We start from the raw sequence: 17,023 nt of genomic DNA on the forward strand, positions 1-17,023 counted from the left end.
CGGCGCGCGGCGGGCCGCTCAGGCGCCGCGGCGGTAGACGAGCATGCCGAAGAAGCCGAGGATCGACGCCGCCAGCACGAACACCGCCATCGGCAGCGCGGTGTGCTCGCCCCACGCGCCGACGAGCGGGGACGCGAGGCCGCCCACGGCGAACTGGCTCGCTCCGAGCAGCGCGGACCCGGCGCCCCGGGCCGCGTCGGCGAGGCCGAGGGCGAGCGCACTCGCGTTCGACATGATGAGCCCCGTGCCACCGGTCAGGGCGAAGGCGCACACGATGAAGAGGGGCGGCGTCATCGTCCCGGTGGCCGCCGAGGAGGTGAGGGTGACTCCCGCTGCGAGCGAGAGCGTGCTGCCGATGAGCAGCATGCGCGCGGCCGGCACCTTGCCGGCGAGACGAGCGTTCGTCATGTTCGCGAGGATCATCGCGAGCGCACCCGCAGCGAAGGCGAGCGAGTAGAGGAACGGGGGCATGCCGAGCATGGTCTGCCCCACGAAGGGCGACGCCGAGATGTAGGCCATCATGCTGCCGAAGCCCAGACCGAAGACGCAGGTGAGCAGCAGGAAGCGCGGGTTGCCGAGCAGCATGCCGAAGTGGTGCACGGCGGTGCGCACGCCGGAGGCGGCGCGCTTCTCGCGCGGCAGCGACTCGGGCACGAGGATCAGCGCGAGCGCGAACATCGCGGTGGCGATGGCGGCGAGCGATGCGAGCACCGCGCGCCAGTCGCCGACCGTGAGGATCGCGCCGCCGATCGGGGGCGCGAGGAGCGGGCCGAGGCCGACGAACATCGCGATGAGGCTGATGGCGCGGATCGCGTCGGCGCCTTTCGCGAGGTCGACGGCGATGGCGCGCGAGACGACCACGCCGGCCGCACCCGAGACGCCCTGCAGGCCGCGCAGCGCCACGAAGACGGCGATGTTCGGCGAGAACACCATCGCGACGCTCGAGGCGGCGAAGACCGCGAGAGCGATGACGAGCACCGGGCGGCGCCCGCACTGGTCCGAGAGCGGGCCGAGCAGCAGCTGCCCGAGACCCATGCCGAGCAGGAACGCGGTGAGGGTGAGCTGCACCGACGAGGGGGCGGCGCCGAGACTCGCCGCGATCGATGTGAACGACGCGAGATACATGTCGGTGGCGAAGGGGCCGACCGCGGCCAGGAACGACAGCACCGCGAGCAGCCCGGGGGTGAGTCGGTCGCGAGCGGTCATCTTGTCGATCATATACGATCTAGGTGTTCTGCAACCGCCTGCGATCAGATAAAATAATACGTCGGCTTTATATCGGTGACCCCGCGAATCGCGCCCCACCCGGCCTCCTGCCGTGCCGACGCTCAGCTCGTCTCGTTAGGACCACACCTCTATGGCTCTCGCCACCCGCGAAGACCTCCGCAACGTCGCCATCGTCGCACACGTCGACCACGGCAAGACCACCCTCGTCGACGCCATGCTGCGTCAGACCAACTCCTTCGACGCCCACGCCGAGGTCGACGACCGGGTCATGGACTCCAACGACCTCGAGCGCGAGAAGGGCATCACCATTCTCGCCAAGAACACGGCGATCACCTACGAGGGCGCCCACGCGAAGAACGGCCCCATCGTCATCAACGTGGTCGACACCCCCGGACACGCCGACTTCGGCGGCGAGGTCGAGCGCGCCCTGTCGATGGTCGACGGCGTCGTGCTGCTCGTCGACGCCTCCGAGGGCCCGCTGCCGCAGACCCGCTTCGTGCTGCGCAAGGCGCTCGAGGCCCACCTGCCCGTGATCCTCGCGGTGAACAAGACCGACCGCCCCGATGCGCGCATCGAGGAGGTCGAGGGCGAGGCGCAGGATCTGCTGCTCGGCCTCGCATCCGACCTCTCCGAGGACCACCCCGACATCGACGTCGACGCCGTGCTCGACGTGCCGACCGTTTACCTCTCGGGCCGCGCCGGCGCGGCGAGCCACAGCCGCCCCGCCGACGGCTCGCTGCCCGACAACCCCGACCTCGAGCCGCTCTTCGAGACGATCCTCGAGCGCGTGCCCGCCCCGCAGTACGACGACGAGCACCCGCTGCAGGCCCACGTCACGAACCTCGACTCCTCGCCGTTCCTCGGCCGCATCGCGCTGCTGCGCGTGCACCACGGCTGGATCAAGAAGGGCGAGACCGTCGCCTGGGTGAAGCACGACGGCTCCGTGCAGAACGTGCGCATCACCGAGCTCATGCTCACCAAGGCGCTCACCCGTTTCCCGGCCGAGAAGGCCGGCCCCGGCGACATCGTCGCGATCGCCGGTATCGAGGACATCACGATCGGCGAGACCATCGCCGACGCCGAGGACGTGCGTCCGCTGCCGACCATCACGGTCGACGAGCCCGCCATCTCGATGACCATCGGCGCCAACACGTCGCCGCTCGTCGGCAAGGTCAAGGGCCACAAGCTCACCGCCCGCATGATCAAGGACCGCCTCGACCGCGAGCTCATCGGCAACGTGTCGCTGCGCGTCGTCGACACGGGACGCCCCGACGCCTGGGAGGTGCAGGGACGCGGCGAGCTCGCGCTCGCGATCCTCGTCGAGAACATGCGCCGCGAGGGCTTCGAGCTCACCGTCGGCAAGCCGCAGGTGGTCACGCGCGAGATCGACGGCAAGAAGCACGAGCCCTACGAGCACCTCACGATCGACACCCCCGAGGAGCACCTCGGCGCCATCACGCAGCTGCTCGCGGCGCGCAAGGGCCGCATGGAGAACATGGTGAACAACGGCACCGGCTGGGTGCGCATGGAGTTCATCGTGCCGTCGCGCGGCCTCATCGGGTTCCGCTCGGAGTTCATGACCATCACCCGTGGCACCGGCATCGCGAACGCGATCGCCCACGGCTACGACGAGTGGGCCGGTGTGATCACCACCCGCAACAACGGCTCGATCGTGGCCGACCGCGCGGGCGTGGCGACGCCGTTCTCGATCATCAACCTGCAGGAGCGCATGAGCTTCTTCGTGCAGCCGACCGAAGAGGTCTACGAGGGCATGGTCATCGGTGAGAACTCGCGCTCCGAAGACATGGACGTGAACATCACCAAGGAGAAGAAGCTCACCAACATGCGCTCCTCCACGGCCGACACGTTCGAGTCGATGACCCCGCCGCGCCGGCTCACGCTCGAGGAGTGCCTCGAGTTCGCGCGCGAGGACGAGTGCGTCGAGGTAACGCCCGAGAACGTGCGCATCCGCAAGGTCGAGCTCGAGGCCTCGCTGCGCGCTCGTGCGGCGTCGCGCCTCAAGAATCAGAAGTAGCCGCCGCGGCTCGCGTATGAGGGCCGCCGCCCGTTCCCCGATCCGGGGAGGGAGGCGGCCCTCGCGCATGTCCGGGGGTGGTGTGGCGGCGCGGGCTCGGGATTGACGTCGCCCGGTCGCGTCACTACCGTGTGGATGACGGCGCGACGAAGGGGACGAGCGTGGACCTCGTGATCCGGATCACCGTCGTGTCGCCCGAATCGGAGGAGCCGGCGTGAGCGAGTTGAGCATCGATCCCGCGGATCCGCGCCCGTCGTTCGAGCAGCTGCGACGGCAGCTGATCGACCGGATCATGACCCGGCGGCTGCCCGAGGGCTCCAAGCTGCCGCCGGTGCGGCGGCTCGCGGCGGATCTCGAGCTCGCGCCGAACACCGTGGCGCGCGCCTACCGTGAGCTCGAGACCGAGGGATACCTCATCACGCGGGGGCGCAACGGCACGATCGTGGCCCCGGTCGCGCCCGCCGACGACGCAGTGCAGGCGCAGGCGGCCGAACTGGTGTCGGCGTACGTGGCGGGGATGCGGGCGCTCGGGTTCGGATCCGAGGCGATCGTGGGCGAGGTGCGCCGGGCTCTGGGATGAGCGCGCTTCGCGCGCTCCGATGACCGAGCCCCGGGCCTGTCGGCGACCGGGTCGACTTCGAGAACCGCGAAGCCGGCTCGGGGCCCCGCCGCCCGTACGCTTCGCGTTGCGCCCCATACGCAGGCCGGTGCGGAGATCCTCCCGTCGTGCACCAGCAGCGACTCGACCCAGGCCTGCGCGTCGTCGGCGGTGAAGACGCGCCCGCCGCGATAGCGAATGAGTGAGTGAGACATCGGCCCGGCCCGGTATCGCGCCGGGGTACCGGCTTGCGCGGGCGCGTCACGGGTCGCGTCGATTTTCGCCCGACGCCGAAACACGCTAGAGTAAAGCTCGCGTGAAAACGCAATCGGGATGTGGCGCAGCTTGGTAGCGCACGTCGTTCGGGACGACGGGGTCGCAGGTTCAAATCCTGTCATCCCGACAGCAAGGCCCCGACTACCGCAGAATCATGCGGAAGTCGGGGCCTTTTTTGTTGCCCGGATCTGCGGCAGGAGCCGATAGACACGTCGCAGACACGATGGCGCTTCACGCGGCCTGCTCGGCGTCAGCGTCACCGCGCTCCTCGAGCGCTCGTTTTCGGCGATCCGCCATGAGCTTCGTCACCTCGGATACCTTCGACGGCCACAGATGCGCGTAGGTGTTCAGCGTCTCGGTGGCGTCCTTGTGCCCGAGCATCTGCTGCACGAGCTTCACATCGGCTCCCGCCGCAATGGCAAGGGTCGCAGCAACGTGCCGCAGGTCGTGCACGCTCATCTTGCCCGCGATCCCGAGCGCATCTCGAACCTTCAGCCACACGCGGTTGTACCAGTTGCGGTCGTTGATTGCGCCGCCCCTCGAAGATCGGAAGAGATAGTCCTCGGGCTCGCGACCCTGCATCAGAAGCTTCAGCTCATCTGCGAGGAACTGGGGGACTGGCACCCATCGTTTCTCCCACGTCTTCGGGGTGCCGAGCACCCGCACGCCTTCCTTGTCGACGGTCCAGGTCCGCAGTACGCGGAGCTGCAGCCCCGCCAGGTCGACGTCTTTCACCTTCAGCGCTGTCGCCTCCCCGATGCGCAACCCGCAGTAGCAGAGCGTGAGCGCGAGCGCCTTGTCGTCGCGACGCCCGGTCACCGCCATCGCCTCGTCGGCGACGTCTTCGACCTCCTCGTAGGTGAGCGACGGTAGATGGTCCTCGGTTGAAGGCTCGATCCGGGGGAGCTCGACGTGCCGGAGGGGATCGCGGCCGATCCACCCCTCCCGCACCGCGTAGCGGAGCGTGCCGCCGAAGGTGCGCCCGACGACGTGCTGCACGTACGAGGGCGCCATCTTGCCCGGCTTCCGCTTCTTCTTCGCGACGTGCTTGTTGGTGGAGAACTCGTGGGGGGCCCGGCCCTCGCGCAGCTCCTGCACCCAGGCGTCGATCTGCTCGCGGGTGATGGACCCCAGCCGGGCCTTCCCCCACTTCGGCAGCACGTAGTTGTCGAGCTCGCGCCGGTATCGCCGCCAAGATGAGTCTTTGATGCTGGCCTTCGAACTGAGCCACTTCTCCGCGACCTCGCTGAAGGGGCGCTCGCGCTGACGGGGGTCGATGTAGCGCCCCATCCTGATGTCGTCTTCCATCTCGGCGGCGAACTCTTCGGCCTCCTGCTTGCCGGCGAAGAGCTTCGCGCGCTGGACGGGGCCATTGTCCGTGTCCTCGTTCCAGGCGACCCGCCACCGCTTCCCCTTCAGCCATTTCGCCGTACGGAAATGCTCGGGCAGGCTCTTGATGGAGCGCATCTGCTCACGAGTGGGGCTGAGCTTCACCGTGCTGCCATCCGGCAGCGTCACGGTGGCATCCTTCACCCACAGGTCGACGATCCAGGCTCTCGCCATCAGCGCATCACCTGGTCTCGGGTGCGCTCGGATATCGTAGGGGTCATCGGTTCGCCTTTCTGGTGGATCGGTGCTCGGGCCCTCGGTGCGTTGGTCGGCAAACTCTGCGCACCGGGGGTCTTAAGTATTCAGGCCGAGATGCGCGCGGCCCACTGGCCGACGCCCATGCGGGGCTCGAGGTAGATGGCGTCGCCGTAACGCTCGAGCCGCCGGCGTGACGCGGCGCTGCGTCGTTCGTGATCGTGGTAGGCGAGGAACTGGGATCGGGTGATGCCGAGTTCGAGGCAGATGCGGTCGTAGTCGCTGTGGGAGGCGGTGAGCTTGGCCCACTCGGCGGGGTCGATGAGGCGGAGGGCGGAGTGGAGGTTGGAGCGGACCTCGTGGCGGGGGTGGTGGCCGCCGGGGTCGCCGTTCTCGACGTGCACGCACTCGTGGCCGAGCACGGGGCGGATGAGGTCGGCGCGGAGGCCGCGGTCGCGGACGACCATGTTGCGTTCGGGCACCCAGATCGCAGGTAGGCCAATGGAGTGCACGACGAGGCGGATCTTCATGCGGTCGAGGTGCTCGACGGGATCGTATGCGGGGTCGTAGGTGAGGGGTTGCATGCGGCTCCTTCCGGGAATTGGGTGCACTGAACCGCGGAGGGGCGCCTGTGCCTCTCCTGGCCCGCGGTGCTGTCGGGTCTAGGGGGTGTGGTCCTCGGGCTCGCCGTCGTCGGGGTGAGCGGCGTAGCGGCCTGCCCACTCCTCGAGGACGTTCTCGGGGATGTCCGGCTCATCTTCGCTGGTGCCACTGACATTCGCCCGGCGATCGGCGAGCGAGACCGGGGCGGCAAGGGGAGCGCTGGCGGCCCGCTCGGCTCGTTCAACGAGGTCGGTTAGCGAGAGGCCCAGCGCGTCAGCGATCGCGGCGAGATCTCCCACGCCAAGTGGGACGCGCTCGCCCGTGCGCGGGTTGCCTCCGTCGAGACGGGTCGACATGTACTGGGAGGACTTGTCGATGAGGCGGCCGAGTCCTCGGGACGACAGGTCGCGCCGCCCCATCTCGGCTTTGATCTCGGAGATGAGCGCATCAGCGAAGCGGCGGGATCGATCGGTGTTCTCGGTCACGTGCCCAGTCTCGCGCCTGCATGATTTTTTGTCAATATGCATGATGATGTTGACACCGCATGACAAGTCATCCAATATGGGGTGCATGATGAATCACTCAGCACATGGCGAAGAGCTCGCCCGGCTCATTGCCGAGGAGATCCGAGTCGAGATGGCGCGCCAGAAGCGATCGCGTCGCGAGCTGGCAAAGGTCATCGGTGTCACGGAGCACACCGCGGGAAGCCGCCTCAACGGCTCACCCAACTTCAACACTCAAGAACTAGCTGCAGTCGCTTCTTGGCTCGGTCTCACCGTATCTACTCTGATTCGTCGCGCTGAACTGAGCCGGGATGCGAAGGCCACTGCGCTCGCCGCCGAGGCGGTGGCACGATGAGCGCCGCTGGAATGACGAAGCCGTGCGCCCGTGGAGGGGACGCACGGCCCGGAGCTGCAGCGTTCTGCGAGATTCACCCTGTCGGCACGATCGGGGCTTGCGGTCCGTGCGCAACGGTGCGCCGCATCCATAACCTAGGTGTCAGCGGGGAACAGAAGCTCGGGGGCGGCCACGATTCCGATTGGGGTGCCGGGGAAAAGCCAGAGGTTGGCTCCGCGCCCATCGTTGAGGTTGATGCCAAGGGGGAGCGGCACTCCGCCATCGTTGACGGCCTGAACAGTGTCGTCGATGTACTTCACCCAGAAAGCGTCGCCACGGTTCGAGTCGAGATCGAAGACCGAACCGTCGTAGTGGAGCTGAACGGCCATGTTGGGAACCTCTCTGTCGCGGTCAAGTTCAACCAGCCTACTGCGCTGGCAACGCTCGCCGCCGAGGCGGTGGCACGATGAGCGCCGTCATCGAGCTGGCCGACCACCGCGCGCCGACGCCGGTGCGCGTGGACGATCTGAGTGAGCTGCCCGAGTGGGTGCGCGAACTCGTCGCAGAGCTGCCGCCGGTGATGTCACCGCGCACGCTGAGCGAGGCGACCGAGATCTCGGTTCCGACGCTCGCGCGTTGGCGGAAGACCTGGCCGAAAGGCGAATGCGTGGGGCCACCGTTCTCGGCGCCGGCCGAGGCGAATATGGTCCGGTACTTCTGCCGCGACCTGGTGTCCTGGTTGCTCAAGACCTACTCGGCAGGAGCGGGATCGTGAGCGCCGTCGAGTTCTTCAACTACGGGAGCGTGCCCGTGCGCGTGGTGTCGATCGACGGGCAGCCCTGGTTCGTGGCCCGTGATGTCGCCGCGGTGCTCGGCTACGCGGATGCGACGAGCGCGGTGCGGCAGCACTGCAAGGGGGTGGCGAATCACCACCCCCTTCGCACCGCGGGCGGCGTGCAGCAGCTGCGAGTGATCCCGGAGTCGGACGTGATGCGGATGATCGTGTCGAGCCGCCTCCCGGACGCGGTGAAGTTCGAGCGGTGGGTGTTCGAGGAAGTGCTCCCCGCGATCCGCCGCACGGGCAGCTATGGCGCCGCGCAGGTGGACCCGACGACGCCGCAGGGCATGCGCCTCGTGCTCGAGGCCGCTACCGCGGCGCTCGCCGAGCTCGACGTCGCGCGCCCCAAGGCCGAGGCCTGGGACGAGCTCGCGTCCGCGAAGGGCGACTACTCCGTGGCGGACGCCGCGAAGATCCTCGCGCGCGCCGGCATCGACACCGGGCAGCAGCGCCTCTTCAAGACGCTGCACGAGTTCGGGTGGATCTACCGCTCGGCGGGCCGGTGGCAGGCCTACCAGTGGGCCGTCGACGGCGGCGACCTCGCGCACAAGATCCAGGCCCACTACCACCCGAACACCTCCGAGCTCGTGCAGGACACCCCGCAGATCCGCGTGACCGCGAAGGGCCTTCGCAGGCTCCGCGACCGGATCCGAGCCGCCGAACCCCTCCCGGAGCTCACCGGCTAACCCCGGCCTCCCGACCACTTGCCGGCGCCGACCGCGGCCCTGGCCCTGCTACTGCACACCCATTTTCAGGAGTCATCATGCCTATCCCGCCCCGCACCATCGCCCCCGGCACGCTCGTGACGTGCGAGTCCGAGGTCTGCACGCCGCGCGGTGTGCGCCAGGAGCCGCACGCGATCTCGGCCGCGTGCTCGCACCCGCGCCGCGTCGAGCGCCCCGCGCCCGCTGCCCCCTTCCTGCCGGTGCGCCTGGTGGTGTGCGACGCGCACCGTGCGCCCGGCGCCCGCTTCACCATTCACGAGCGGTCGGCCGACTGCGTGGATCCGATCGGTGTGAGGTGAGCCGTCATGGATTGGACCGATCACGCGTGGCGGATCCTGTGCCTGCTCGCGGTCGCCGCGGCGCTCACGGCCTTCACACCTTTGTGGTGGACGAGCCCGATCGTTCAGGGCCTGTCGGTCGTGCCGGGGCTGCTCGTCATGCTCATCCTCGTCATCGCATCCTGCGCGCCTTCCACTGGCTCGTGGACCTCTCGCGCCGGGTCGACCGGTACCTCGCGAGGTGGTCGTGATGAATAGCCGGGTCTATGTCGGCTCGGGCCTGTGGACGGTGTATCTGGTCTGGTGGCCCCAGCTGGGCGTGCTGAAGATCGGGCGCACGCAGCGCACCCGACGCCGCCGCCCCGAGAACCGCACGGGCCTCCCGGATCGGGTGTGGTCGATGGTGACGGCGAAACTCGACGGGCTGATCCCGCTCGATGCGGCCGCCCCGGTCATGGTGCGCGACGTCGTCGCCGACGTCGAGGTCGACGTGCTCGCCGAGCTGCGCGCCCGCTTCCTGCCCGCGTTCTCGACCGAGGCGGAGGGCGCGCGGCTACTCCCCGGCGGGCGGGGGTTCCGTGAGGCGTTCCGGGTCGAGTCCGAAGCCGAGTACCTGGCCGCGCAGCAGATGTTCTTCAGAGGAGTGGCAGTTCATGCAGATCGCTCGGCAGCGGTGGCTGCCACCATCCGACTTCACCGATCCGCAGATCGGGTCTTTGCCGGCCCAGGTGCGGGTGACGGCGGCGGGCCTGCGCCTGTACGTGGACGACTGGGGGCGCGCCGAAGTGCGGTTGCGCCGGATGCTCGCGGAGATCTACGAGCACGACGAGCAGATGACCGAGCAGCTGCTCGCCGAGCATCTCGGCCAGCTCAGCGCGGTGCACTGGCTGCGCCTGTACGTGGACGATCGGGGGCGGAGTCTGCTGCAGATCCGGGTGTGGCCCGCGGTGCAGCACCCCGACCCGCGCGGCTCGGCGTTCCCGCCGCCGGAAGGCTTCATGAAGCCTTCACGAACGTCTCAGGAGACCTTCACGGTAGAGGCGAGAGCGCGGGCGAGCGCGTGCGCGGGGGAGGGCACGTGGGAGCGCGAGAGCGCGAGCGAGCGAGCGGGCGCGGGCGACGGCACCCCTTCACGAACCCCAGACTCCGATGCACCGCGACCCCCGTCCCCGTTCTGCTCACAGCATCAACCGTGGGGGACCGAGGAACCCTGCGGCCCGTGCCGCACGACCCGCATGGCGTTCGAGATCTGGCAGACCGCGTCGAAATACGCCGCACTGTCGACGCCGGCCGCCGCGCCGCCCGGCCCCCGATTCGAGGCCGCCCCCGAGCCCGAGGAGTACCTCACCGACGACGGCCGCATCGAGCACACCTGACCACCACGACGACGGGAGCCCCATCGTGAACACCTTGACCTTGACCCTCTCGACTGAGACGCGCACCGCGCTGCAGGACGAGGCCGACCGCGAGCACGTCTCGCTCGAGCGGCACATCAACTCGATCCTCGCGCGCCGGGTCGCCCGCCCGTCGTGGCCCGACCGCGCCGAGGCGCAGGCCCTCGCCGAGGAGATCGAGCAGCTGCAGGAACGTCTGCAGGCCGCGCTCGACGACCGTGACGAGGCGCTCGCCGATCGCGACCGTGCGCGCGGATCCGCGGCACTGCACGAGGCCGACGCGCACCGCGCGCGGTCGATGGTGCGTGAGGCGGTCGCGTCGGGCACCGTGATTGCCTCGCCGAACTTCAAGCGCGCGTTCTTCTACGATCTGCGGGTCTGTCCGATAAACGGTGTGTGGGATCCGGCGGTTTTCATTCGTGAGTGGTTTTCTCGAACCGTCCGGCGAAGGTGATCGCGAACGCGTTCAGCGCGGGCTTCCACCTCATCACCCAGCGTGCCCTTCCGCCGCCAGTCGGGTCAAGCGACCGCGTCACGAGGTAGAGACATTTCAGCGCGGCGGCCTCGTTGGGAAAGTGCCCCCGAGCTCTCACGGCGCGCCGATAGCGAGCGTTGATTGACTCGATCGCGTTGGTCGTGCAGATCACCCGCCGGATCTCGACGTCATACTCGAGGAACGGCACGAACTCCGCCCAGCTGTTCTTCCAGAGCTGCACGATCGCCGGATACCGTCCGCCCCACTCGGCGGCGAACTCCTCGAACCGATCCTTCGCCGCCTGCTCCGACGGGGCCGTGTAGACGGGTTTGAGGGAACGGACGATCGCGTCGCGGTGTTGCCGCCCGGCGTAGCGGAAGCTGTTGCGGATCAGATGGACGATGCACTGCTGGACGACCGTTTGCTCCCAAGTGGTGTTGATCGCCTCCGGGAGACCCTTCAGCCCGTCGCAGACCGCGATGAGCACGTCCTCGACACCCCGGTTCTTCAGCTCGGTGAACACCTGCAGCCAGAACCTCGCACCCTCCTGACCGTCACCGGCCCAGATGCCGAGGATGTCGCGTTCCCCGTTCACGGTGACGCCCATCACGACATAGAACGGGGTGTTCCTCACCTGCCCGTCACGGACCTTCACCACGATCGCGTCGACGAAGATCACCGGGTAGAGCGCATCCAACGGCCTGCTCGACCATTCGGCGAGTTCCCCGGCGACCTTCTCGGTGATCCGGCTGATCGTGTCCTTGGAGACCTTCGCCCCATAGACCTCGTCGAAATGCGCAGCGATCTCACCGGTCGTCAACCCCCGAGCGGAAAGGGACAGAACGATCTGATCGATGCCGTCCAGTCGGCGTTTCCGCTTGGGGACGATCACCGGCTCGAACGACCCGTCTCGATCTCGCGGGACTTCGATCTCGACGGGGCCGATCTCTGTCAGCACCGTCTTGACCCGCGTCCCGTTACGCATGTTCTCGCCGATTGGGGTCCCGCCGTGCTCGTGGCCGAGGTGCTCGGTCAACTCGGCATTCAGCGCGGTCTCGAGGACGTTCTTCGTGAGCTGGCTGAGCAGGCCGCCCGGCCCCGTCAGGCTCACGCCCTGCTCCTTCGCCTGCGCGAGCAAGCGTTCTGCGAGTTCTTTCTGATCGATGATCTCCCCGGTCACGGGATCAATCATCTCGTCGTCAACAACGACAGTGGTCGTGTCAGCCACGGCCATCTCCTTTCGGATCAGGCCGGACCCTCACACACCATTATTCAGACAGTCCCGCCGCCAGTCCTGTTACCCGCCCGAGCCTCCCCGCAGTGAGGCGTTCCTGCGCAGCGTGTTCGGTCCTCCGATCTGGGAGCAGGCCGCGAAGGGTGGCTCGAAGTGAAGATCTCGATCGACCGTGCCGACCTGGCCGCCGCGCTCTCGTTCGTGGCCGCGATGTCTCCCGCCTGCCCCCTGCAGCCGGTGCTCGCCGGCGTGCTGCTGACCGCCGCGTCGGGTCGTCTGACGCTCACTGTTTACGACTACGAGGCCGCCGCCGAGACCACGATCGACGCGGATATCTCCGCCGAGGGGGCTGCGGTGGTGCACGCTGCGACGCTGCTACGGATCGTGGGCAAGCTGCCGGCGAAGCCGGTCGTGTTCGAGGCGGGTGAGCGCGAGTTGCTGATCCGATGCGGTTCGGTGCGCGCGTCCCTGCCGCTGATGCCGGTGGGCGAGTGCCCGCAGCCAACGTTCGATGCGGAGCCCCTGTTCTCGATGTCCGGCGCCCGATTCGAGGATGCGGTGGGCCGGGTCGCGTTGGCGGCTGCGAAGTCCGCACCGGAGCGGCCCGTCATCATCGGCGTGCACCTCGCGGTGTCCGAGGGAGGGGTGACGTTGTCGGCGACGGATCGCTACCGGGTCGCGATGTTCGCCGTGGAGTGCGCCACCACTGGCAGCGCGACGGTGGCTGTGCCGGCGTCGGTGATGCGTGAGGCGGCGAAGTCCCTCGGATCGTCGGAGGAGGTTTCGCTCGCGCTCACGTCGTCGGGTGCGGTGGTGTTCGAGGGGGAGCGGGGCCGTCTGATGTCGCAGACGCTCGCGGGCAACTTCCCGCCGGTCGCGGGCCTGTTCCCGCAGCGCGCTCGCTCGACCGCGCTGATCGATGTTGACGCGATGTCTGCAGCGACTTCGCGGGGCGCGTTGGCGCTCGCACCGGAGGATGCGTTGCAGTTCACGTTCTCGGAGTCGGAGTGCTCTCTCACGGGCACGGGGGATGCGTCGAGTATCGAGGACGGCTTCGAGGTCGCGTTCGATGGCGACCTGGATCTGCAGGTGAGGCTCCGCCCGCAACTCGTGCTCGACGGCCTCTCGGCGTGCCGAGCCACCGAAGTGCAGGCGTGGTTCACGCACGAGCCGTCGTCGCCGCGCCCCGGCCCGGTGATGTTCACGGCCGGCGACGGCTACCGCTACCTCATGGTCGCGAACCAGAAGTGAGGCGCCACGTGTTCCCCCGGACCTTCCCCGCATCCGTGGTCGACGTGCTGCAACGCATCGGCCTCACCGAAGACGACTTCCCCAACCCACCAACGACCACCGCGGCGGATGCCGCATCACCGAAAGCGAGGCCCTGATGTTCGAAGCAGGAACGCGGGTAACCGCCCGCATCGAGGGCGAACTCGAGCATGTCGTGCCATCCCGGCAGGGTCTGCGCGCCTCGATCAAGATCGGCAACGGGGTGAGCCTCACGGTCCCGTACCCCGATCTCTCGCCAGCCGGCCCCGCTCAGCCGAAGCCGAATGACGAGTGCCCGGTCGCCGATGAGCACTATCTGATGGAGTCGTGCAGCTGCGGGTACATGGCCTCGCCGATATCGCTCGCGGATGTCGAGCAGCGAACCGAGCGCGCCGCACGAGCGTTCTACGAATCGTTCTTCAGCGCTGGCGAGTGGGCCCGAGAATCTCACTCCTCGCAAGGGCGCTGGATCGACGCGATGCGCACCGCGCTCGCCGCCTACGGCCTGATCGACAGCGGCCAGGCGCTCGCCGCCGAGGAAGGAACGAGCCGATGACGACGAATCGGATCGCGTCCATCGCTGAGGCCGACATCGAGGCGGGCGGCAGGCCCGGCACCCGAACCGAGTATCTATCCGACCTCGCTCGCCGACACCCGCACCGGGACGAGTACGGCCAACTACTCGAGTTCACCGTCACCGTGCCTGACGGACCCTACGAGTTCAGGGGCAGGCGGGGTCCGTTCCCTCTGCGAGCAGCGGCTGAGGCGATTGCTTCGGACATTCCTGGCGCGACCGTCGTCGGGTCGCCTCTGACGACGGCGAAGCGGCGCACGGTGATGATCGTGCCCACCAGAGAGTGCCGACCGCCACGGGACGGCGAACCGAGCTACTGCACTACGCATTGCACCGGCCCGGCCTGCTTCACCCAGAAGTTCGCACCGTGTTGCGGGCTCTGCACCATGCACCGAACGAAGGGCCATTCCGAGGAAGGAACGAACCGGTGACCGAGAAGATCCCGAACCCTGCCGAGGTGGCTGCGCGGCTGCGTGCGGCGGCGGAGCGTGCGCAGGAGGTGGAGCGGGTGAAGCGGGTGCGGCAGCGTCGGCGTGCTCGCCGTGGCGCCCGCATCACGACCCACGTCACGGACGAGACGGCGGCGGCGCTCGCGAAGCTCGCCCGCCCGGATGCGCCGACTGAGAGGAAGAACTGATGACGAAGACGACGATGAGGGTGAACGAGGATCGCATCGTGGGGTGCGACCTCGAGACGACGGGCTTGGAGAAGTCCGGTGATCTGATCCTCGAGATCGCGATGGTGGTGCTGGATAACGATCTGAATGAGTTGGGTCGGTTCTCGTCGGTGGTGCCGCAGTCGTTGCACGGGATGATGACGCGGTTGCGGATGTCGCCGGTGGTGTTGGAGATGCATCGCGCTTCGGGTCTGGTGGCGGAGGTGCATGAGGCGCGTTCGTCTCGCCCGGGTGAGGGGATTGCGCATGTGGAGGATGACGCGATCGAGTTCTTGGACGAGTACGACGCGCTGTGTGCCCCGATGCTGGGCAGCAACGTGAAGTTCGACCGGGGCTTCATCGAGGCGCACATGCCGTTCTTGGCGCAGCAGTTCCACTACCGCGATATTGATGTGTCGACGGTGAAGGAGCTCGCCCGCCGCCGCGCCCCGGAGGTGTTCGCGGGGGCCCCGGTGAAGCGTGAGGAGCATCGTGCTTTGCCGGATATTCGGGAGTCGGTGGAGGAGTACCGCTATTACGAGCGGGCGGGCTTCATCGTCCCGTCTCCTGGGGGTGCACGATGAGCCGCCGGGATCGTCGTGCGGAGGCTCGTGCAGCCCGTCAGCGCCCGGTGGAGCGCACGCCACGGAAGCGGGCCACGCTCTCGTTCGTCACCGGGCTGCTGCTCGGCCTCGCGTTGCCGATCGCGCTCCTGCTTGCTGGGTGCGCGAACTCGGGCTACGCGTCCGGATCGACCGTGAACCATATCGAGGTGGATCTTCCCGATGGGCGGGTCGTGACCTGCGTCGCCGTGGGCGGATCGTCTGTGGACTGCGACTGGGATGGTGCCCGATGAGCCGCGGCCAGCTGCCTCGCCGCCCCGAGTTCTTCCCTCGCATGAAGGTGCGCGGCGCTCGCCGCCGGCGCGAGCAGGCGCAGGTGATGGTCTCGTTCGACGCCGCGATCTCGGCGCTCGCTGAGTTCGGGCGTGGAGTAGCTGAGGCGGTCGAGCATGTCGCGGCAGGGTTTCAGGCCTTCGCTGCCGGCATGGTGCGCGCTGTGCTGGCTGAGCAGCAGCGCGTCCGCGACTACGTGCTGAGCGACCGCTACCAGCTCGATCTGATCGAGCGCCGGTATCGGCATGATCCGATCGCGTGGAGTAGCGCCGTGCGCGACTTCTACATGGACCGCATCAACCGCGATTTCGACCTGCTCGACGCCGAGTCGACCCGGCGAAGCGGCCTCCCCATCGAGCCCTGGCAGGCGTCAGTACTCGCCGGGCAACTAACCCACTACCGGACGCCCGCGTGGGAAGCCATGCGGCGGCGGGTGCTGCAACGAACCGAACCTGACCACTCGAGGGAGGACCAGTGACTGACCGTGACGTGGAGCGTCTGACGTCGACGCACACCGAGATGATCGAGGGGCGGGTGGTGGTCGCGGATCCGCTGCTCGAGCAGCTGCGCCGCGCCCGCTACTCCTCAGTCGGGTACGGAGGAGCACGTGGCGCAGCCGGCGGCTCGGTGCTGAACACCAAGGCCTTCGACCTGTATGAGGAGATCGACGGCACGACACGCGCGTGGCTCGACCACTACCGGCGTGACCACCGAGGCGACCTCGCCGACGCGATCGTGCGTCTCGCCGGAATCCTCCGCGCCGAGGTTGCCGGCGACCGCCTGGACCCGGACGACCCGCGCACCGGCATGTTCGGGGTGATGGTCTACCGCATCGAGAACCTGCTCGATCCGCCTCACGAGAAGGAGCTCACGTTCCCGTGCCCCGACTGCGGCGAGCGCTACCACGAAGAGACCACGGTGGAGAAGCGTGGCGGCCGTGAAGTGGAAGTGATGACCCGGCAAGCCGCCCTGCGCATCCCGGTGCGGCCGGGGCGTGCGCTCGTCGCTGAGTGCCACTGCTGCGGGAAGCTGTGGGCGACCCGAGACGAGCTGATCGAACTCGCTGAGAGCGCCGGCGAGCGTGTCGACTATGCAGAGCTCGTCGTCGCGCTCGCCGCCGGGAACGGGAAGGGGTAGGGCTTCGGCGAGGGTTCTTGCTGTCGGCGCGCGGATGGTGTTAACCTAGCCTCACGCAGGAGAAGTGTCGAAAGCCCCGGTAGAGCAACAGCTCCCGGGGCTTTCGCCGTTCCTGCAGGATCTTCCCGCGCCGCGCCGCTACTCACTCTCTCGGCGCTTCGGTGCATCACCTCGTCGCACGGGCGCGAGCGCGGGAACACTCTCCAAGGAGGCCATCGTGGTTTGCAAGCACTGCGGACAGCCGATCAGTGGCGAAACCTGGCCGATTCACGAGGCCGGCAACTATCGCGGCAAGAGCCGCTGCGACCCAGAGGACTCGGGCCTGCCGTACGGGTACAACGCTGGCCGCGAGGGTGAGCCCTGCGAGTCGCCGTGCCTCGGGAGCGTG

The 17,023-nt window shown here is 68.2% G+C and carries 22 protein-coding genes and 1 tRNA gene; 17 read left to right on the forward strand and 6 right to left on the reverse strand.

Translation table 11 applies throughout. From position 1 onward, the window contains the following. Window positions 1-18 precede the first annotated feature (18 nt). Window positions 19-1,206: a multidrug effflux MFS transporter gene (locus tag Leucomu_RS03440; protein WP_228407244.1), complete on the reverse strand. Its 1,188-nt coding sequence runs from the start codon at window positions 1,204-1,206 to the stop codon at window positions 19-21. A 151-nt stretch (window positions 1,207-1,357) separates the two neighbouring features. Between Leucomu_RS03440 and typA the strand changes: the two genes are divergently transcribed. The 3 genes from typA to Leucomu_RS03455 all read left to right on the forward strand — a co-directional run bounded on the left by typA (window position 1,358) and on the right by Leucomu_RS03455 (window position 4,263). Then, on the forward strand, window positions 1,358-3,262 hold the full coding sequence (gene typA / locus Leucomu_RS03445; RefSeq protein ID WP_017883002.1) for a translational GTPase TypA: 1,905 nt from the start codon (window positions 1,358-1,360) through the stop codon (window positions 3,260-3,262). Between the two features lie 214 nt (window positions 3,263-3,476). Continuing rightward, on the forward strand, window positions 3,477-3,842 hold the full coding sequence (locus tag Leucomu_RS03450; RefSeq protein ID WP_128386348.1) for a GntR family transcriptional regulator: 366 nt from the start codon (window positions 3,477-3,479) through the stop codon (window positions 3,840-3,842). Between the two features lie 347 nt (window positions 3,843-4,189). Beyond that, window positions 4,190-4,263, forward strand: a tRNA-Pro gene (locus Leucomu_RS03455). A gap of 104 nt (window positions 4,264-4,367) precedes the next feature. On the opposite strand, the gene Leucomu_RS03460 is transcribed toward Leucomu_RS03455, so the two are convergent. From Leucomu_RS03460 to Leucomu_RS03470, 3 genes are all read right to left on the reverse strand, one after another. Beyond that, window positions 4,368-5,699, reverse strand: a complete 1,332-nt coding sequence (locus tag Leucomu_RS03460; protein WP_128386349.1) for a tyrosine-type recombinase/integrase — start codon at window positions 5,697-5,699, stop codon at window positions 4,368-4,370. 128 nt (window positions 5,700-5,827) lie between these two features. Then, the gene (locus Leucomu_RS03465; protein WP_128386350.1) at window positions 5,828-6,304 is read right to left on the reverse strand and encodes a hypothetical protein; all 477 of its coding nucleotides are present in this window, start codon (window positions 6,302-6,304) and stop codon (window positions 5,828-5,830) included. Between the two features lie 78 nt (window positions 6,305-6,382). Continuing rightward, window positions 6,383-6,808, reverse strand: coding sequence for a hypothetical protein (locus Leucomu_RS03470; protein ID WP_128386351.1), 426 nt, complete (start codon window positions 6,806-6,808; stop codon window positions 6,383-6,385). An 88-nt stretch (window positions 6,809-6,896) separates the two neighbouring features. Here Leucomu_RS03470 and Leucomu_RS03475 point away from each other — a divergent pair, with 88 nt between their 5' ends. After that, entirely contained in the window at window positions 6,897-7,181 is a 285-nt protein-coding gene (locus Leucomu_RS03475; protein ID WP_128386352.1) for a helix-turn-helix domain-containing protein, read from the forward strand. Between the two features lie 134 nt (window positions 7,182-7,315). Here Leucomu_RS03475 and Leucomu_RS03480 read toward each other — a convergent pair whose 3' ends face one another. Continuing rightward, window positions 7,316-7,549, reverse strand: a complete 234-nt coding sequence (locus tag Leucomu_RS03480; RefSeq protein ID WP_128386353.1) for a hypothetical protein — start codon at window positions 7,547-7,549, stop codon at window positions 7,316-7,318. 77 nt (window positions 7,550-7,626) lie between these two features. Between Leucomu_RS03480 and Leucomu_RS03485 the strand changes: the two genes are divergently transcribed. From Leucomu_RS03485 to Leucomu_RS03510, 6 genes are all read left to right on the forward strand, one after another. Beyond that, window positions 7,627-7,935 (forward strand): hypothetical protein, encoded by a 309-nt coding sequence (locus Leucomu_RS03485; protein WP_128386354.1) that lies wholly within the window; start codon window positions 7,627-7,629, stop codon window positions 7,933-7,935. After that, window positions 7,932-8,684: a phage antirepressor gene (locus Leucomu_RS03490; RefSeq protein ID WP_228407246.1), complete on the forward strand. Its 753-nt coding sequence runs from the start codon at window positions 7,932-7,934 to the stop codon at window positions 8,682-8,684. Before Leucomu_RS03485 ends, Leucomu_RS03490 begins: the two co-directional genes overlap by 4 nt. 77 nt (window positions 8,685-8,761) lie before the next feature. Further along, window positions 8,762-9,022, forward strand: coding sequence for a hypothetical protein (locus Leucomu_RS03495; protein WP_128386356.1), 261 nt, complete (start codon window positions 8,762-8,764; stop codon window positions 9,020-9,022). Window positions 9,023-9,028: 6 nt separating this feature from the next. Next, window positions 9,029-9,259 carry a hypothetical protein gene (locus tag Leucomu_RS03500; protein WP_017883493.1) on the forward strand — a complete coding sequence of 77 codons (231 nt, stop codon included), beginning with the start codon at window positions 9,029-9,031 and terminating at the stop codon, window positions 9,257-9,259. Window positions 9,260-9,654: 395 nt separating this feature from the next. Next, window positions 9,655-10,377 (forward strand): hypothetical protein, encoded by a 723-nt coding sequence (locus Leucomu_RS03505; RefSeq protein WP_128386357.1) that lies wholly within the window; start codon window positions 9,655-9,657, stop codon window positions 10,375-10,377. 40 nt (window positions 10,378-10,417) lie between these two features. Further along, entirely contained in the window at window positions 10,418-10,849 is a 432-nt protein-coding gene (locus Leucomu_RS03510; protein ID WP_228407248.1) for a hypothetical protein, read from the forward strand. Here Leucomu_RS03510 and Leucomu_RS03515 read toward each other — a convergent pair. Further along, a complete protein-coding gene (locus tag Leucomu_RS03515; protein WP_228407350.1) occupies window positions 10,809-12,062 on the reverse strand; it encodes an IS256 family transposase in 1,254 nt (417 codons plus the stop codon). The genes Leucomu_RS03510 and Leucomu_RS03515 overlap by 41 nt on opposite strands. Window positions 12,063-12,257: 195 nt before the next feature. Here Leucomu_RS03515 and dnaN point away from each other — a divergent pair, with 195 nt between their 5' ends. From dnaN to Leucomu_RS03550, 7 genes are all read left to right on the forward strand, one after another. After that, on the forward strand, window positions 12,258-13,355 hold the full coding sequence (dnaN, locus tag Leucomu_RS03520; RefSeq protein WP_164884503.1) for a DNA polymerase III subunit beta: 1,098 nt from the start codon (window positions 12,258-12,260) through the stop codon (window positions 13,353-13,355). 136 nt (window positions 13,356-13,491) lie between these two features. Further along, entirely contained in the window at window positions 13,492-13,929 is a 438-nt protein-coding gene (locus tag Leucomu_RS03525) for a hypothetical protein (RefSeq protein WP_128386360.1), read from the forward strand. Window positions 13,930-14,374: 445 nt separating this feature from the next. Further along, entirely contained in the window at window positions 14,375-14,584 is a 210-nt protein-coding gene (locus Leucomu_RS03530) for a hypothetical protein (RefSeq protein ID WP_128386361.1), read from the forward strand. Continuing rightward, window positions 14,584-15,186 (forward strand): oligoribonuclease, encoded by a 603-nt coding sequence (orn, locus tag Leucomu_RS03535; protein WP_128386362.1) that lies wholly within the window; start codon window positions 14,584-14,586, stop codon window positions 15,184-15,186. The genes Leucomu_RS03530 and orn overlap by 1 nt, the downstream gene beginning before the upstream one ends. Beyond that, window positions 15,183-15,458, forward strand: coding sequence for a hypothetical protein (locus Leucomu_RS03540; protein ID WP_128386363.1), 276 nt, complete (start codon window positions 15,183-15,185; stop codon window positions 15,456-15,458). The genes orn and Leucomu_RS03540 overlap by 4 nt, the downstream gene beginning before the upstream one ends. Window positions 15,459-15,499: 41 nt before the next feature. Then, window positions 15,500-15,976 carry a hypothetical protein gene (locus tag Leucomu_RS03545; RefSeq protein ID WP_128386364.1) on the forward strand — a complete coding sequence of 159 codons (477 nt, stop codon included), beginning with the start codon at window positions 15,500-15,502 and terminating at the stop codon, window positions 15,974-15,976. Then, window positions 15,973-16,635, forward strand: coding sequence for a DUF7341 domain-containing protein (locus tag Leucomu_RS03550; RefSeq protein WP_128386365.1), 663 nt, complete (start codon window positions 15,973-15,975; stop codon window positions 16,633-16,635). The genes Leucomu_RS03545 and Leucomu_RS03550 overlap by 4 nt, the downstream gene beginning before the upstream one ends. Window positions 16,636-17,023: the final 388 nt, after the last annotated feature.

This window comes from Leucobacter muris (assembly GCF_004028235.1).
In the GTDB taxonomy this organism is placed as follows: domain Bacteria; phylum Actinomycetota; class Actinomycetes; order Actinomycetales; family Microbacteriaceae; genus Leucobacter; species Leucobacter muris.

What these genes read in the sequence shown, in the direction of transcription:
- Leucomu_RS03440 (WP_228407244.1), bottom strand. Translation starts at nt 1,206, where the DNA reads ATGACCGCTCGCGACCGACTCACCCCCGGGCTGCTCGCGGTGCTGTCG.
- typA (WP_017883002.1), top strand. Translation starts at nt 1,358, where the DNA reads ATGGCTCTCGCCACCCGCGAAGACCTCCGCAACGTCGCCATCGTCGCA.
- Leucomu_RS03460 (WP_128386349.1), bottom strand. Translation starts at nt 5,699, where the DNA reads ATGGCGAGAGCCTGGATCGTCGACCTGTGGGTGAAGGATGCCACCGTG.
- Leucomu_RS03465 (WP_128386350.1), bottom strand. Translation starts at nt 6,304, where the DNA reads ATGCAACCCCTCACCTACGACCCCGCATACGATCCCGTCGAGCACCTC.
- Leucomu_RS03475 (WP_128386352.1), top strand. Translation starts at nt 6,897, where the DNA reads ATGAATCACTCAGCACATGGCGAAGAGCTCGCCCGGCTCATTGCCGAG.
- Leucomu_RS03480 (WP_128386353.1), bottom strand. Translation starts at nt 7,549, where the DNA reads ATGGCCGTTCAGCTCCACTACGACGGTTCGGTCTTCGATCTCGACTCG.
- Leucomu_RS03485 (WP_128386354.1), top strand. Translation starts at nt 7,627, where the DNA reads ATGAGCGCCGTCATCGAGCTGGCCGACCACCGCGCGCCGACGCCGGTG.
- Leucomu_RS03495 (WP_128386356.1), top strand. Translation starts at nt 8,762, where the DNA reads ATGCCTATCCCGCCCCGCACCATCGCCCCCGGCACGCTCGTGACGTGC.
- Leucomu_RS03500 (WP_017883493.1), top strand. Translation starts at nt 9,029, where the DNA reads ATGGATTGGACCGATCACGCGTGGCGGATCCTGTGCCTGCTCGCGGTC.
- Leucomu_RS03505 (WP_128386357.1), top strand. Translation starts at nt 9,655, where the DNA reads ATGCAGATCGCTCGGCAGCGGTGGCTGCCACCATCCGACTTCACCGAT.
- Leucomu_RS03515 (WP_228407350.1), bottom strand. Translation starts at nt 12,062, where the DNA reads ATGATTGATCCCGTGACCGGGGAGATCATCGATCAGAAAGAACTCGCA.
- Leucomu_RS03525 (WP_128386360.1), top strand. Translation starts at nt 13,492, where the DNA reads ATGTTCGAAGCAGGAACGCGGGTAACCGCCCGCATCGAGGGCGAACTC.
- orn (WP_128386362.1), top strand. Translation starts at nt 14,584, where the DNA reads ATGACGAAGACGACGATGAGGGTGAACGAGGATCGCATCGTGGGGTGC.
- Leucomu_RS03540 (WP_128386363.1), top strand. Translation starts at nt 15,183, where the DNA reads ATGAGCCGCCGGGATCGTCGTGCGGAGGCTCGTGCAGCCCGTCAGCGC.
- Leucomu_RS03545 (WP_128386364.1), top strand. Translation starts at nt 15,500, where the DNA reads ATGAAGGTGCGCGGCGCTCGCCGCCGGCGCGAGCAGGCGCAGGTGATG.